This window comes from Accumulibacter sp. (assembly GCF_023806565.1).
GTDB lineage: Bacteria > Pseudomonadota > Gammaproteobacteria > Burkholderiales > Rhodocyclaceae > Accumulibacter.
In genome coordinates this window covers 1-14,036 of the sequence record NZ_JAMTDV010000008.1, presented here as the reverse complement: position 1 = coordinate 14,036, position 14,036 = coordinate 1, and the positions used below count along the sequence as shown (strand labels likewise).

Annotated in this window: 15 protein-coding genes and 1 pseudogene; 10 read left to right on the top strand and 6 right to left on the bottom strand. The window is 65.0% G+C overall.

Going from position 1 to position 14,036, the window contains the following annotated elements; genetic code table 11:
* Nucleotides 1-2: 2 nt before the first annotated feature.
* Complete coding sequence (locus NFV80_RS00645; protein ID WP_295324555.1) at nt 3-1,265, bottom strand: CBS domain-containing protein; 1,263 nt, start codon at nt 1,263-1,265, stop codon at nt 3-5.
* A gap of 312 nt (nt 1,266-1,577) precedes the next feature.
* On the opposite strand from NFV80_RS00645, the gene NFV80_RS00640 reads away from it, so the two are divergent.
* Together NFV80_RS00640 and NFV80_RS00635 are read left to right on the top strand one after the other, a co-directional pair.
* A complete protein-coding gene (locus NFV80_RS00640) occupies nt 1,578-2,264 on the top strand; it encodes a DUF1345 domain-containing protein (protein ID WP_295324558.1) in 687 nt (228 codons plus the stop codon).
* 133 nt (nt 2,265-2,397) lie between these two features.
* Nucleotides 2,398-2,772, top strand: coding sequence for an amine oxidase (locus tag NFV80_RS00635; protein ID WP_295324561.1), 375 nt, complete (start codon nt 2,398-2,400; stop codon nt 2,770-2,772).
* 66 nt (nt 2,773-2,838) lie between these two features.
* Here NFV80_RS00635 and NFV80_RS00630 read toward each other — a convergent pair whose 3' ends face one another.
* Nucleotides 2,839-5,112: a heavy metal translocating P-type ATPase gene (locus NFV80_RS00630; protein WP_366143379.1), complete on the bottom strand. Its 2,274-nt coding sequence runs from the start codon at nt 5,110-5,112 to the stop codon at nt 2,839-2,841.
* An 82-nt stretch (nt 5,113-5,194) separates the two neighbouring features.
* On the opposite strand from NFV80_RS00630, the gene cadR reads away from it, so the two are divergent.
* The gene (cadR, locus tag NFV80_RS00625; RefSeq protein WP_295324567.1) at nt 5,195-5,626 is read left to right on the top strand and encodes a Cd(II)/Pb(II)-responsive transcriptional regulator; all 432 of its coding nucleotides are present in this window, start codon (nt 5,195-5,197) and stop codon (nt 5,624-5,626) included.
* 3 nt (nt 5,627-5,629) lie between these two features.
* Here cadR and NFV80_RS00620 read toward each other — a convergent pair whose 3' ends face one another.
* Nucleotides 5,630-6,151 carry an ACT domain-containing protein gene (locus tag NFV80_RS00620; protein WP_295324570.1) on the bottom strand — a complete coding sequence of 174 codons (522 nt, stop codon included), beginning with the start codon at nt 6,149-6,151 and terminating at the stop codon, nt 5,630-5,632.
* A gap of 197 nt (nt 6,152-6,348) precedes the next feature.
* Here NFV80_RS00620 and NFV80_RS00615 point away from each other — a divergent pair, with 197 nt between their 5' ends.
* The 7 genes and pseudogenes from NFV80_RS00615 to NFV80_RS00585 form a co-directional block, all read left to right on the top strand.
* Nucleotides 6,349-7,470, top strand: coding sequence for an AI-2E family transporter (locus NFV80_RS00615; protein WP_295324572.1), 1,122 nt, complete (start codon nt 6,349-6,351; stop codon nt 7,468-7,470).
* A gap of 28 nt (nt 7,471-7,498) precedes the next feature.
* Complete coding sequence (locus tag NFV80_RS00610) at nt 7,499-9,034, top strand: efflux transporter outer membrane subunit (RefSeq protein ID WP_295324575.1); 1,536 nt, start codon at nt 7,499-7,501, stop codon at nt 9,032-9,034.
* A complete protein-coding gene (locus NFV80_RS00605) occupies nt 9,031-10,176 on the top strand; it encodes an HlyD family secretion protein (protein WP_295324577.1) in 1,146 nt (381 codons plus the stop codon). The genes NFV80_RS00610 and NFV80_RS00605 overlap by 4 nt, the downstream gene beginning before the upstream one ends.
* Before the next feature lie 4 nt (nt 10,177-10,180).
* Nucleotides 10,181-11,209: a DUF2955 domain-containing protein gene (locus NFV80_RS00600; RefSeq protein ID WP_295324579.1), complete on the top strand. Its 1,029-nt coding sequence runs from the start codon at nt 10,181-10,183 to the stop codon at nt 11,207-11,209.
* Between the two features lie 14 nt (nt 11,210-11,223).
* Nucleotides 11,224-11,685 (top strand): ion channel, encoded by a 462-nt coding sequence (locus NFV80_RS00595; RefSeq protein WP_295324580.1) that lies wholly within the window; start codon nt 11,224-11,226, stop codon nt 11,683-11,685.
* Between the two features lie 246 nt (nt 11,686-11,931).
* Complete coding sequence (locus NFV80_RS00590; protein ID WP_295324582.1) at nt 11,932-12,222, top strand: type II toxin-antitoxin system Phd/YefM family antitoxin; 291 nt, start codon at nt 11,932-11,934, stop codon at nt 12,220-12,222.
* A 17-nt stretch (nt 12,223-12,239) separates the two neighbouring features.
* Nucleotides 12,240-12,410: pseudogene (locus NFV80_RS00585) on the top strand (type II toxin-antitoxin system RelE/ParE family toxin); the annotation flags it as partial.
* Nucleotides 12,411-12,429: 19 nt separating this feature from the next.
* Here NFV80_RS00585 and NFV80_RS00580 read toward each other — a convergent pair.
* From NFV80_RS00580 to NFV80_RS00570, 3 genes are read right to left on the bottom strand one after another with little or no spacing between them, the layout of a single operon-like run.
* Nucleotides 12,430-12,783, bottom strand: a complete 354-nt coding sequence (locus NFV80_RS00580) for a hypothetical protein (protein ID WP_295324591.1) — start codon at nt 12,781-12,783, stop codon at nt 12,430-12,432.
* Nucleotides 12,780-13,226, bottom strand: a complete 447-nt coding sequence (locus NFV80_RS00575; protein ID WP_295324583.1) for a transposase — start codon at nt 13,224-13,226, stop codon at nt 12,780-12,782. The genes NFV80_RS00580 and NFV80_RS00575 overlap by 4 nt, the downstream gene beginning before the upstream one ends.
* Nucleotides 13,214-13,741: a hypothetical protein gene (locus NFV80_RS00570; RefSeq protein ID WP_296757477.1), complete on the bottom strand. Its 528-nt coding sequence runs from the start codon at nt 13,739-13,741 to the stop codon at nt 13,214-13,216. The genes NFV80_RS00575 and NFV80_RS00570 overlap by 13 nt, the downstream gene beginning before the upstream one ends.
* Nucleotides 13,742-14,036: the final 295 nt, after the last annotated feature.

Genomic DNA, 14,036 nt, shown 5'->3' with positions numbered 1-14,036 from the left:
TCCTAGCTGAACACGCGTGCGCCACGGTGTTGCCAGATCTCCGGCAGCAGCATCGCGATCGCATCGTCGACGGTCACGATCCCCACGAGATGTCCGGCCTCGTTGAGAACCGGGATCGCCAGCAGGTTGTACTCGGCCATGATCCTCGCGGCTTCGTCGGCGTGGTCCGTGGCGCGAACCGTCGGCGTGTCGTGATCCATTACCTCGGCCAGCGGCGTCGCATGGTCGGCAGTCACCAGGCTGCGCAGCCGCACGATGCCGCGCAGGACGACCGCATCGTCGTCCTTGGCGGTGGCCGGTGTGGTGTCCCTGGCCACGACATAGAGCGCCAGCAGCGGATCGGGTACTTCCGGCAGCGCGCGCAGCAAGGCCAGGGCGTCGCCCACGGTTGCCGTGGCGCGCACGCGCACGTAGTCGGTCCGCATGATCCGGCCGGCACTGTCCTCGTCGTAGGCCAGCAGTTCCTGCACTTCGGCAGCCTCTTCGGGCTCCATGCTGGCGATGATTTCCTCGGCGACCTCCTCGTCGAGATCCTCCAGGGCGTCGGCGGCGGCGCCCGGAGACATTTCCTCGAGGATGTCGGCAGCACGCTCCTTGTCCATTCCTTCGAGCAGGTCGGTGACGCGCTCGTCGCTGACCTCCTCGAGCAGATCGGCGGCGGTTTCGTCGTCGAGGGCGGCGACGATCTCGGCACTCTCGCGGTAGGAGAGGGCATCCACGATGCGCGCCAGATCCACCGGATTGAGTTCCGACAGACGGTCGTAAGAGACCTTCAGCTGAACTGGAGCCTCGCTGGCCAGATACTGCGCCTCCTGCCAGTCGATGATCCGCCGGCCGACCACCTTGTGCGCCAGCGAACGCGGACCCAGTCGGCGCAGCAGCGCCTGCGGGCTGACATCGACGCCGATCAGCCGATAGACGTGCTCGACGCGGAGGACCTGTACGTCGTTGACGCGCACGATGCGCCGCCCGGAGATGTCGATGATCTGATGGTCGAGCACGTCCTTGCGCAGCAGGATTTCGCCGTCACGGCGCCGGAACGGCCGCAGATTCACGGTCGACGTCGAAAGCCGGGCTACCCCGTTGATCGATTCGAGCTGCGTTGCCGGAACGAAGAAGTCCCGCCGTCCATCGCGGATGACCAGCCCGGTGATCGGCGGGTACAACTCTTCTCCCACCTTGACGATCAGGTCTTCGAGTCGCCCGATCGTTTCGTCAGTCTTGCCACGGACCGGCTGGTCCAGAAATGATGCAAGGTAAAGCACGGATTGCCTCCTGTTCTGCCGCGCGAGCGGCGTAAAAAAAGCCTCCGACACCGCAAAGGTGTGGAGGCCAGGAGGCTGGATGCGCACGTCAGGTCACGTGCGCTGGGCAGTCGCTGGTTACACCTGTGCCGTGGCCAAGCCACGCCGTGTCGTCAGAGTGCATGAATTGGGTAAACTGCCCACGTCCTGATCCTGTCTTACGAGAGGCGCGCATTTTCGCCGGAATATTGTTGTTACGCAACCATTTTTTGCGGCATCGTCGATCTCGCTGCGGCACCCGCCGTAGGCTTGTCGGCAGGGTAAAATGGCCTCATGGCAGAACTTCCCTTGACTCCCGAACGGCCCAGACTGCTGCGTTTGCTGATGGCTCGTCCTCGCCTGTGCATCTGCGCGCTGCTCGGTGTGCTGACGGTGTTTTTCCTGCCGACATCGATTGCGGGCCACGAGGCGACCCGCCTGCTCATCGGCTGGAACGTCGGTGCGATATCGTACCTGGTGCTTGCCGGCCGCATGATGTTCTGGTCTACCCACGAAAGAATGCGTACCCGCGCGCTCGAGCAGGACGAGGGGCAATTCGTGATCCTCGCGCTGGTCGTCTGTGCCGCCATCGCCAGCCTGGGTGCGATCGTCGCCCAGCTTGCGGTGGCCAAGGACCTGCAGGGAACCTTGCGCTACGAGCACATCGGCTTGGCGGCGCTGACCATCCTGTCGTCCTGGGCGTTCACCCAGGTGATGTTTGCGCTGCATTACGCGCACGACTACTACGCCGCCGAAATGCGTGGGTTTCCCGGTGGCCTCGACTTTCCCGGTGGTCATCGGCCCGATTATGGAGACTTCCTCTATTTCGCCTGTGTCATCGGAACTTCCGGACAAACCGCCGACGTCGGTTTCACCAGTCGCCGCATGCGCCGGACCGGACTGGTGCACTGCGTTCTCGCGTTCTTCTTCAATACCACCCTGCTGGCACTGACCATCAACATCGCCTCCGGGCTGTTCTGACGCAGTGACACAGCGATACATGACCTTACACTTGTACTGACATCCTCCGGGGGGTGGGTCGCGTTGTTCGGCCCAAGGCGCTGCAATGTCGCAGTACCTGAAAACCAGACCCAGACACTCAAGGAGATGCAAGATGATGAAGACCGTGATCGCCCTGCTGGTTGCCGCCGGCTTTGCCACCACCTCGTTCGCCCAGGGGAACGCTCCTGCTGCCGCTCCCGCGACGACGCCGGCGACGAAGGTGACCGCGCCGGCTCCCGCCGACAAGAAGGTGGAAGCGCCGAAAGCGGCCGAGCCAGTCAAAGCGGACACCGCCAAGGCGACTTCGCCGGTGACCACCGACAGCACCAAGACCACTCCGGCAGCGACGAGCGAAGCCGCCAAGAGCGGGACCAAGGGCACGGCGCAGGCGAGCAAGACCAAGAAGCCGGCGAACAAGCCCGCCAAGACCGACACTGCGCCGAAGACCGACGCGGCCGCCGCTACTACACCGGCACCTGCGAAGTAAGTCCTCCCCCACCTTTGGCGGACCCCCAGGGCGGGACCTGGGGGTTTTCGGCATTTCCCGGATGGTTCATTTGCGCAGCAGCCGCAGACCGTTGAACACGACCAGCAGGCTGGTTCCCATGTCGGCGAAAACCGCCATCCACATCGTTCCCAGACCAGCGACCGTGAGTGCCAGGAAAACCCCCTTGATGCCGAGTGCCAGCGCGATGTTCTGCACCAGAACCCGGTAGGTGGCGCGCGAGAGGCGAACGAAGCGGGCAATCTTGCGCAGATCGTCGTCCATCAGTGCGACATCGGCGGTTTCGATCGCCGTGTCGCTGCCGGCCGCGGCCATGGCGAATCCGATGTCGGCGCGGGCCAGCGCCGGTGCGTCATTGATGCCGTCGCCGACCATTCCCACCTTGCCGGTCGCTGCCAGCTTGGCGCTGATCGCCGCTGCCTTGTCTTCGGGCAACTGGTCGCCGCGGACTTCGTCGATCCCGACCTGGGCGGCGATCGCTGCAACCGTGTGCGGGTTGTCGCCGCTCAACATCAGCGTCCTGATGCCGAGGGAGTGCAGTTCGGCGATCGCCGCGCGGCTATTGTCGCGCACGCTGTCGGCGACGGCGAACAGCGCCAGGACGGTCTCTCCGTCGGTCAGCAGCAAGGTGGTCTTACCCTGCCGCTCGAGCGCGTCGAGGCGCGCTTCGAGTTCCGGCGAACAGACGCCGAGATCATGGATCAGGCGGTGGTTGCCGAGTTGATAGGCGACGCCATCGATCACACCCTGTACGCCGCGACCGGGGATCGCCGCGAAATTGCTCACCGACATCCGCGGCAGTGTCGCCTGCGCTTCGGCCTGCGTCAGGGCGCGCGATACCGGGTGATCGGAGCGCGCCGCGAGGCTTGCCGCCAGCCTGCGTGCCTGCTCTTCGGGCAGTGCGCCGCGCAGTTCGAAATCGGTCTGCACCGGTTTGCCGTGGGTCAGCGTTCCGGTCTTGTCGAGTGCCAGCCAGGCGAGCTGGCGGCCCTGTTCGAGATAGACGCCGCCCTTGATCAGGATGCCGTGGTGCGCAGCGGTGGCCAGACCGCTGACGATGGTCACCGGTGTCGAGATCACCAGCGCACACGGACAGGCGATCACCAGCAGCACCAGCGCCCGGTAGATCCAGTCGTACCAGACGCCGTTCATCAGCAAGGGCGGCGCGATGGCAACAGCGAGTGCGATCACGAATACCACCGGCGTATAGACCTTGGCGAACTGGTCGACGAAACGCTGCGTCGGTGCGCGCCTGCCCTGTGCTTCCTCGACAGCGTGGATGATGCGTGCCAGCGTGCTGTGGTCGGCACTGGCGGTGACGCGGTAGGCGAACGAGCCGGACTCGTTGATCGTTCCGGCAAACACTGCGTCGCCTTCGCCCTTTTCGACTGGCAGACTTTCTCCGGTGATCGGCGCCTGATTTACGGTCGAGCGGCCGCTCACGATGACGCCGTCGAGCGCGATCCGTTCGCCCGGACGCACGCGGGCGACGCTGCCCGGCGCGACCGTCGCCGCGTCGACCGCGACCCACTCGCCGTCGGCCTGCTGCACCATTGCCTGTTCCGGTGCCAGTTGCAGCAGGCCATGGATGGCGTGGCGCGCGCGGTCGAGCGACCTCGCCTCGATCAGTTCCGCGACTGTGAACAGGAACATGACCATCGCCGCTTCCGGCCACTGACCGATCAGCAGGGCGCCGGTCACGGCGATGCTCATCAGCGCGTTGATGTTCAGATTGCCGTTGCGCAGCGCGATCCAGCCCTTGCGGTAGGTAGCCAGACCGCAGCCGGCGACCGCCGCCAGCGCCAGCGCGGCGACCAGTACCACCGGCATGTCCAGCCAGTGCGCCACTTCCGCGGCGATGGCGAGCAGCCCGGCGATCGCCAGCGGCCAGTGCGCCCTGGTGGTGGAGCTCGTGTTTGCCGCCTTCGCCGTCGCCGTCGCCGTCGCCGTCAGCGGCGTCGGGGTCATTCCCAGTTCGCGGATCGCGGCATCGATGTCGGGCAGGGAGTCCGCCGTGTGGACGACGGTCAGCACGCGCTGCATCAGGTTGAAGTCGAGGCCGTGCACCGCGTCGATGCCGTCGAGCTTCTTGCGGATCAGCGCTTCCTCGGTCGGGCAGTCCATTTGCGCGATGCGCAGCCGACTGCGAACGCTGCCGGCCGGCACTTTCAGAGGCGCGCTCTGCCTGGCGACGGTCGCTGCAGGATGGGCGTGCGCGTGCTGGTGATCGTGACCGCAGCCCGCATGTGCGTGCGCAGGACGGTGATCGTGACCACAGCCGGCATGAGCGTGACCTGACTGGAGGGGACGGTATGAGGGCATGACGAAACTCCTGCGAATGGGAACTGGCGCATTGCACATCCTGAAGTTACTATAGGGTCAAGCAATTTTGCTGGAGTCGCTCATGAAGGTCGGGGAACTGGCGCAGGTCGCGCGGTGCACGGTGGAAACCGTCCGTTACTACGAGAAGGAAGGGCTGCTGCCCGCCCCGGAGCGGACGGCGGCTAACTACCGCCGTTATGTGCAGGCGCACGTCGACCGGCTGCGCTTCATTCGCAACTGTCGTGCGCTGGACATGACACATGCGGAAATTCGCGCGCTGCTCGAAAGAATCGACCATCCGGCTGGCGATTGCCGGGCGATCAACGATTTGCTCGACCAGCACATCGAGCACGTCGAGGCGCGCATCGGCGAATTGCGACAACTCCAGGATCAGCTCGTGAGCTTGCGCCAACGCTGCCGGAACGAGCGCCCGATCGACGCCTGCGGGATTCTGCAGGGGCTGGCGGCGATGGAAACGGAAGTCCGGCCGCCTCGTCCCAGCCACCTCGGCTGATCGTCAGGGAGCGGCTTCGTCGAGCGTGATATCGACCATCAGGTCGTCCGACAGGCCCTCCAGTTCCCTGGTCAGGTCGCTCACGTCGAGTGTCGGCGACGCCGTCAGCTCGGCCGTGGCATGAAACAGGATGCCGGCGGACATCGGTGCACTGGCCGTATGGGTGCTCAGATCCTCGACGTTGATCGCATGTCGGGCGAGTATCTGCGAAACTTCGCGGACGATGCCGATGCGGTCGTGGCCGACCAGCGAAAGTTTCAGCCGCCGATTGACGGATTGCGACGCGGGCATACCGGAGGCTTCGGAAGTGATGCGCAAACCGGGCAAAGCCGCAAGGGTTTCCGTGAGCGCCGCGAGCTCAGCCTCGGGGACGCTGACGCAGACGATGCCGGCGAACTTCCCGCAGAGGTTCGCCATCGACGACTCCAGCCAGTTCCCCTGGTGCCGACTGATCGCGGTGGCAAGCTGTTCGACGAGACCGCGACGATCGTTGCCGATCACGGTCAGGACAAGGGAAACGCTCATGCGGGGCTCCTGGCAAGGTGAGCGAGCATTTTACCTCCTGCGGCCTGCCGCGCGCTGCATTCCCCGCCGGCGAACCGGCGAGCAATTGTCCCCGATGAAGAGCTTTGCGTTACCATCGCCGGTTCAGATTCGTGATCGACCAGACGCAAAGTCCGCTCGCGCGCGAACTCGCCTTGTCGAAAAGGAGGAATCGTTCCATGCGTGAGACAAACCAACCGGATCAGGACCTGGAAAGGCGATTGGCCGGCCGCCTGATGGACGTGTTCATCCGTGCGGGACTGGTGCTTGCCCTGGTGCTGCTGTGTTACCGCATCTTTTCCCCGTTCCTGGTCCTGATGCTGTGGGCGCTGATCCTGGCGGTGTCGCTGTATCCGCTGCAGCAGTCGCTGGCCCGGCGGATCGCTGGCAGGCAGGGGCTTGCTTCCACCCTGCTGGTGCTGGTCGGCGTCGTCGTGATCGTCGTGCCGACGGCGCTGCTCGGCAGTTCGCTGGCCGATTCGATCCACGATCTGATCCAGAATGTGCGCAACGATACGCTGCAGATTCCCGCCCCTCCCGACAGCGTTGCCACCTGGCCACTGGTTGGCAGGAAGGCACACGCATTCTGGTCGCAGGCGCATGCGGACTTGCCGGCGCTGGTGCAGAGCATGCAGCCGAAGATCGGCGAACTGGCGACCAAGGCGCTTGCCATCGTCGCGGCAATGGGCGGCGGACTGCTGCAGTTCCTGCTTTCCTTCGTCGTTGCCGGCATCATCATGGCCTTCGGCGAGCCGGGGGCCAGGGCGGTTCAATCGATTTTCGAGCGTGTCGCGGGCATGGCGCACGGCGAGGAACTGACCAGGCTGTCCACCGCTACCATTCGCTCGGTGGCCGCGGGCGTGCTCGGCGTCGCCTGCATTCAGGCGCTGCTCGTCGGGCTGGTGTTCATCGTTGCCGGCATTCCGTTCGCCGGGGTGCTGGCCCTGGTCGTCCTCGTGCTGGGCGTCGCCCAACTGCCGGCGCTGATCGTCTCCCTGCCGGTCATCGGCTACATGTGGACCGGCGGCGACTACAGCACGACGTCTGCCATTGCCTACAGCGTGCTGATGATCGTCTGCGGTTCCGCCGACAATGTGCTCAAGCCACTGCTGCTCGGTCGTGGCGTCGACGCGCCGATGCCGGTGGTCCTGCTCGGTGCGCTCGGCGGAATGGCGACCAGCGGCATCCTCGGCATGTTCGTCGGCGCCACCCTGCTGGCGCTGGGCTACCAGATCTTCATGCACTGGGTGGCCGAGAATCCTGAAGCAATACTGGCAGAGAGTGGTCGGCAAGCCGACTGAGTCGGCGCGCCCCACTCCCGCACGGCGAGTGGGCCGGAGGCCGCCGATCGTTCTCGCGGTGCTGCTGCTGAGCGCCTGCACGGCGGTCGGTCCGGACTTCAGGCGTCCCGAGGTTCCCTGGCTGGCGAACTGGTCGGGCGGCTCGCTCACCTCGCTGGCCAGCGAACGGAGCCGTCCGGCGTACAGCCAAGAGTGGTGGCGAAATTTCAACGACCGCGTGCTCGATCAACTGATTGCCGAAGCGCAGCGCCTGAATCCCAACGTGCGCATCGCCGGCATGCGCATCATGGAAGCGCGGGCACAGCTCATGATTGCCGGCAGTACGCTCTATCCGCAGCAACAGCAGTTGACCGGCAGTGTGCTGCGCACCGGCGAACGCAGGTCGGTCGGCAGCGATACCGCATTCACGGCGTATGGCGCCGGCTTTTCGGTCGGCTGGGAAATCGATTTCTGGGGCAAGTTTCGCCGCAGCATCGAGGCTGCCGACGCCAACTATTTCGCCACCATCGCCCAGTACGACGATTTGCAGGTGCTGATGGCCGCACAGGTCGCGACCTTCTACACTTCGATTCGCTCCACCGAACTGAGGCTGAAGATCGCCCACGAGAACGCTGCACTGCAGAAGCGCAGTCTGGAGATCACCGAGCGACTTTTCAAGTATGGCAACGAGGCCGAACTCGACGTGCAACAGGCGAAGGCCCAGTACCTCGCCACGCTGGCGACGATCCCGCAGCTCGAGGGCACCTTGCGGCAGCTGCAGAATGCGCTTGCCATTCTCCTGGCGAGGTCTCCGGGACCGCTGCCGGAAATGGCTGCGGGCAGCGACCGCATCCCGCAGGCGGAACTCGCGGTGATCGTGGACCTGCCTGCCGACCTGCTGCGTCGCCGCCCCGACGTGCGCGCCGCGGAAATGCAGCTGGCGGCACAATCGGCGCTGATCGGCGCGAGTCAGGCCGATCTGTACCCGTCGATCGCCTTGCTTGGCTCGCTCGGCCTGTCCGCCTCCTCGCTTTCGGGGGCACCCCGGACGTTCGCCTGGGGGATTGGCCCCAGCCTCGTCTGGAACGTTTTCGACCATGGCCGGCTGACCGGCGAGGTGCTGGTACAGGACGCACGCTTCCAGCAGCTCTTCGAGCAGTATCAGGCGGTCGTCCTGCAGGCGGCGCGCGAGGTCGACGATGCCGCCGTCGGTTTTGCCAAGAGTCGTGAGCAGACCGGAATCCTGCAGGGCGCCGTCGATGCGGCGCGGCGCTCGCTGGAGATCGCCAACGTCCAGTACCGCGAGGGATTGGCCAGTTTCGAGCGGGTGCTCGACTCGCAGCGCACGCTGTTCAACCAGCAGGAGCGCTGGGTGAGCAATCTGGGGGATGTGGCGCAGAGTCTGATCGCCCTCTACAAGGCGATGGGGGGCGGCTGGCAGCAGGCGCGCGCCCGCCCGCTGCTCGACGACGCGACGCGCGAAAGCATGGGCGAAAGCAGCGACTGGAAGCAGATGCTGGAGATCCCGCTGCCGCCACCGGATGCCGGCCCGCAACTGATCGATTCGGGGACGAAGGAACAATGAACCAGGAAGCAGCAGAGCAGGAGCCGGCCGTTGTCGGCGTGGCGCCGGAACAGCCCGCGTCGCCGCCGGCAGGTAGGGGAAGCCGCATCGGTGCGAGCGTCGTGCTGGCACTGATCGTCATCAGTCTGCTCTGGTATTTCGCCGCCGGTCGGCTGACCCCATTCACATCGCAAGCGAGAGTCCAGGCATTCGTCGTGCCGGTGGCCGCCGAGGTTGCGGGCAAGGTGATCGCGGTGCACGTCAGGGACAACGACGACGTCGAGCGGGGACTTGCCCTGTTCGACATCGATCCCAGTCAGTACCGGATCGCGCTGCAGCGCAGCCGTTCGGACTACGAGTCGGTACGCCGTTCGGTGAATGCCTCGGCAGCGGCCGTCGAGTCGGCGCGGGCGTCGCTGCTGGCGGCAGAGGCCAATCGCGTGAAGGCCGACCAGGATGCGGTGCGGCACGAGCGGCTGTACGCGGAAGACCCGGGGGCCATTTCGGTGCGCCGCCTGGAGATTGCGCAGGCGACCCGGATCGAGGCACGCAGCCGGGAGAAGGCAGCCGAGGCCGAGTTGCGGCGGGCGCAGGAGGCCGCCGGCGCGAGCGGTGACGACAACGCCCAGTTGCAAAGCGCCCGCGCGGCGGTCGAGAAAGCCGAACTCGACCTGTCGCGCACCCGCGTCGTCGCGCCGGCGCGTGGTTTGGTCACCGACCTGCGTACAGACGTCGGGCACTTTGCCCAGGCCGGCGCGCCGGCAATGACCCTGATCGCGATTCACGACCTGTGGATCAGTGCCGACATGACCGAAAACAATCTCGGCAATATCGAACCCGGCAACCGGGTGGCGATCGTCCTGGACGTGTTGCCGGGCGAAGTGCTGCAGGGCCACGTGCGCAGTGTCGGCAGCGGCGTCAGTTCCGGGCAACCGGCAAAGGCCGGCAGCCTGCCGACGATACAGAACAGCCGCGACTGGCTGCGACAGGCCCAACGCTTCCCGGTGGCCGTCGAGTTCGACCCGGCCGAGCGGTCGCGCCTGCGCTATGCGCGGGTTGGCGGGCAGGCCGAGGTGATGGTGTTCACCGGTGACAATTTCCTGATGAACCTGCTCGGGGCGGGCTACATGCGTCTGATGAGCCTGCTCTCGTTTCTGTATTGAGGCGATGGAGCCGGCGGACAAGGCGGTACTGCGGCTGGCGATCGGGCTCGGCGTCGCCGTTCTGATTGCCTACGGGCTGGCGCTGCCGTTGCCCTACGTCGTCTGCCTGCTGGCCGTCCTGGTGTTGTGCAAGCCTGAGCCGCCACTGCCGCTGCTCAAGGCGGCGGTGGTCGCCGCACTGCTCGCTCTGCTGCTGGTTGCCGGAGTCCTGATGGTCCCGCTACTCGAAAACTATCCGCTGAGCGGCGTCCTGCTGACCGGCGTGGTGCTCCATGGCCTGTTCTTCTTCGGCCTGCGCAGCGGCAGTCCGGTGACGGTGATCCTGGTCGTGTCCTTTACGCTGGTTCCGGTGGCCGGGGTGGCCGAACAGGGGCTGGTCACCATCATCAGCGTCGCCCTGGCTGCCGGGATTGCGGTCGGAGGGCTGGCCAGCAGCATTTCGCACGCATTCTTCCCGGATGCTGCGCAGCCGGCGAGGAAGGCGGCGAAGCCGCCCGGCGTGAGTCGCGCGGCGGCAAACTGGATCGCCCTGCGTGGCATGCTGGTGGTGATGCCGGTGTTCGTTCTGGCGCTGACCAATCCCTCCTTTTATCTGGCGGCGATCATGAAAACGGTCACGCTGGGGCAGCAGGCGTGCACCACCGATACCCGCTCGGCTGGCCGGGAACTGGTGGGATCGACGCTGATGGGAGCGGCCATGGCGCTTGTCGTCTGGTTTGGCCTGTCGCTCTGGCCCAGCCTGTGGATGCTGCTCTGCTGGCTGATGGCAGCGGCCTTCTGGGCGGGCGTGCGCTTGTACGGGGTCCGGGCCACGCGCTTCTCGCCGTCGTTCTGGAACAGCGCGCTGATCACGATGCTGATCCTGCTCGGGCCGGCAATCGAGGACAGCGCCAACGGACAGGGCGTGCTGGCCGCCTCCGCCGTCCGCGTCGGCCTGTACGTCGCGGTCGCCGCTTACGCCTGGGCTATCGTCTGGGCCCTTGAACGCTGGCGCGCCGCGCGCACCGGTGTCCAGCTCCTCCCCCGTGGCTGACGAAGGAGTAATGCATGATCTTCGCGAATTTTGCGATCGGTATTCCGACCATGATGCTGTGCCTGATCCTGCAGGTCACATTCACCTATTGCGGTGTACGTTACGCGGTGCGGTGCGCGCGCGCACCCGACGCCGGATTGCTGCTCGGCATCCGGGCGCTGCTGATCGCGATGGTGATCATGATGCTCGGCAATTTTCTCCAAATCATGCTGTGGGGAGCGCTGTTCTCGTCGCTCGGCGAGTTCGAGGAATTCTACGAGGCGGTCTACCATTCGGCGGTCAATTTCACGTCCCTGGGCTACGGCGACGTAGTGATGACCAAGCAGCGGAAACTCCTCGGTCCGCTCGAAGCGCTCAACGGTGTTGTCATGCTCGGCATGAGCGGCGCGGCGCTGGTGACGATCCTGCAGCACCTGACGCGCAGGCAGATGCAAGCGGGCAAACGGCAGGGGCAGGCAGCCGATGACGTGGGTTGATCGTCGTGAGCTCGTGATCTGACCTTCGCCCAATGCTCTGCTGACGGCGCGGTTTGCTTGCCGCGCCGTGCTTACTCGAATGGTTGGTGCCGGCGATTGGCGCGAGGGAAACGCGATCCATTCGCGCGAAAATCCAATACCCAGTGCACCACGCCGACGAGCCGCGCAGATTCTACTTTCGTCTCCGACTGTCCGGGCGTGTGATGTACAAGATAATGCACATCTTGCGCCGGATAGGAGGCAGCCATGGGAATTGCTGCGAGCGACGTTGTCCCCCTTTCATACGCCCGCGCCCACTTCTCGGAACTGGCTGAAGAGGTCAAGGGCGGTGCCGAGAAGATCATCACCAAGAATGGCGAGCGCTACATCGCCCTGATCGACGCGCAGCGGCTGGATTACTACCACCAGCTGGAACGCGAACGTATCCACCTGCTGCTGATCGACGAGACTGGCAAGGGCCTGGATGACGTGGCTGCCGGTCGGGTCAAGGAAGCTCGGAGCGCGATCACTGCCCTCAAACGTCGCCGCAGAGCCTGACGGTTCGGGTCCTGGGTATGGCGAAAAAGCCGGTCATCAAATTCACCGCCAACTTCGAGAGGAATCTCGAAGAAATCGAGCGCTTCGTGACCGATGCAGAAGCACCGCAAGCCTACGACGCCCTGCTCGATAAACTGCTGGAAACGGTCGTTCCGAATCTCGAACGCTTTCCTGGCATGGGCGGACCGTTCATCCTTGATTCCTCCGTTAGCCCATTTCGGCAGCCAGAGAGGGAGGGTCCAAGGCGATTGGGTAGCGCGTTTTCGGTCTGGCGGGAAGGATTTTGGTGACGATATACCGAACAAGGGCTAGCCAGCGTCCGGATTTGGTCAACGGAGGCGCAGTTGCCCGAACATGGTCAAGACCCTTGCGGATATTGGTGATCATCGACTTGATCTGATCTCCTGCCGCATGGGAAAGGGTGAGCAGCAGGCGGGACTGGCCGGCGTGCTGAGTCAGGCGGGCGACACCGGAGAGCAACATCGGGCGGCTGGTGATCGCCTCCAAGCGGGTCTTCGGGTGTGCCAAACGGACATACCAACTCCACCAGTTGTAGATCAATGCCACCGCCCGTGCCGAGAGGTTGCAGCGCTCCAGGTCGTGCGTGGTGTAGCCGCCCCAACCCCACTGATGCTGCGGGTTTCGGCGACCAGGCTTCCCTTGACTCGCCGCCGCAGCACCACGACACGCCGCGCGTGACTCCAACCCGCCAACTGGAGTTCGCCGTCCACGGCGTCAAAGCCCTGGCCCACACCCTGCCAGTCCGCGCGCCTCCAGAGCCGCTCGATCAAACGCTTGACCCCGGCCGTTTGCCTGAGCTTGAACAGGTAGCGTTGCCCCATCTCTTCCATCTCGGCCATCACACCCTCATTGCCAAAGGCATTGTCGCCGCGCACCAGGACGGGACGTTCCTCGGGAGCGAGCCGTTCGAGTAGCAGACGCAAACGGGGCAGGCTATGTTTGGCCGCATGGGCTTTGCCGCCTTGCACCTCTACATCGAGCACCAGGCGCAGGTTGCCAATCCAGTACGTGTGCAGGGTATGGCTGGGTCGTCCCGGCTTGCTCGGTTGTATCCGATCTCGGCGCCCGCCTGATGGCCGTAGAGCACCTTGACGCTGCTGTCCGTGTCGAGAATCCAGGGCGTACGCAGGGCTTCGCGACTACTCTCGGACAGGGCTGTGTCCATCCAGGCCGTACTCCTGGCCAGTTGGGCCGTGCGCGCAGCGCGTTCCTGGTCGCTACAGCTCTTGGCTTGGTTCGGGGCGGGATGCGCCAGGGCGCGGCGCAGGCTTTCCTCGCTGATGATCTTGTTCATGCCGAGAATCCCTGGCGCCACGACGTCTCCGCGCAGCCCGGCCACGTGCGCATAACGCCACTGTCCATCCAGGATCGACAGCAGCCACGTGCCCAGAACATCAACCACTTCCGGTGCGTTCGGGCTGCTGTATGCCATCGGACACCCGTCCCGCCAGCGCGCGAATAATCCCGAGACTTCGAGAAACTTGGCAAGAATCGCCAACTGTCCCAGCGCAGTCGCAATTCCCCCTTCGTCCCAGCGAACGTGAAACCGCCCACCAGGGGGGCCTCGCGCATTTCCGCCGCCCCTTCTTCGTCGTCCCGCAAGGCACTATCCACCGCTTTGACGAGCACTTTTCGATCAATTCGACGCGGAATCAGGCGAAGTGCGCTGCTCTTCCTGTACAAGGATGTCCTCGGCACCGAGCTTCCCTGGCTCGATGACGTCGAATCGGGGAGGGGAGCCGGCGATGGTCTTTCTTCAGATCGAGCGACAGGCGAAGGCCGAAAAGGGGAAC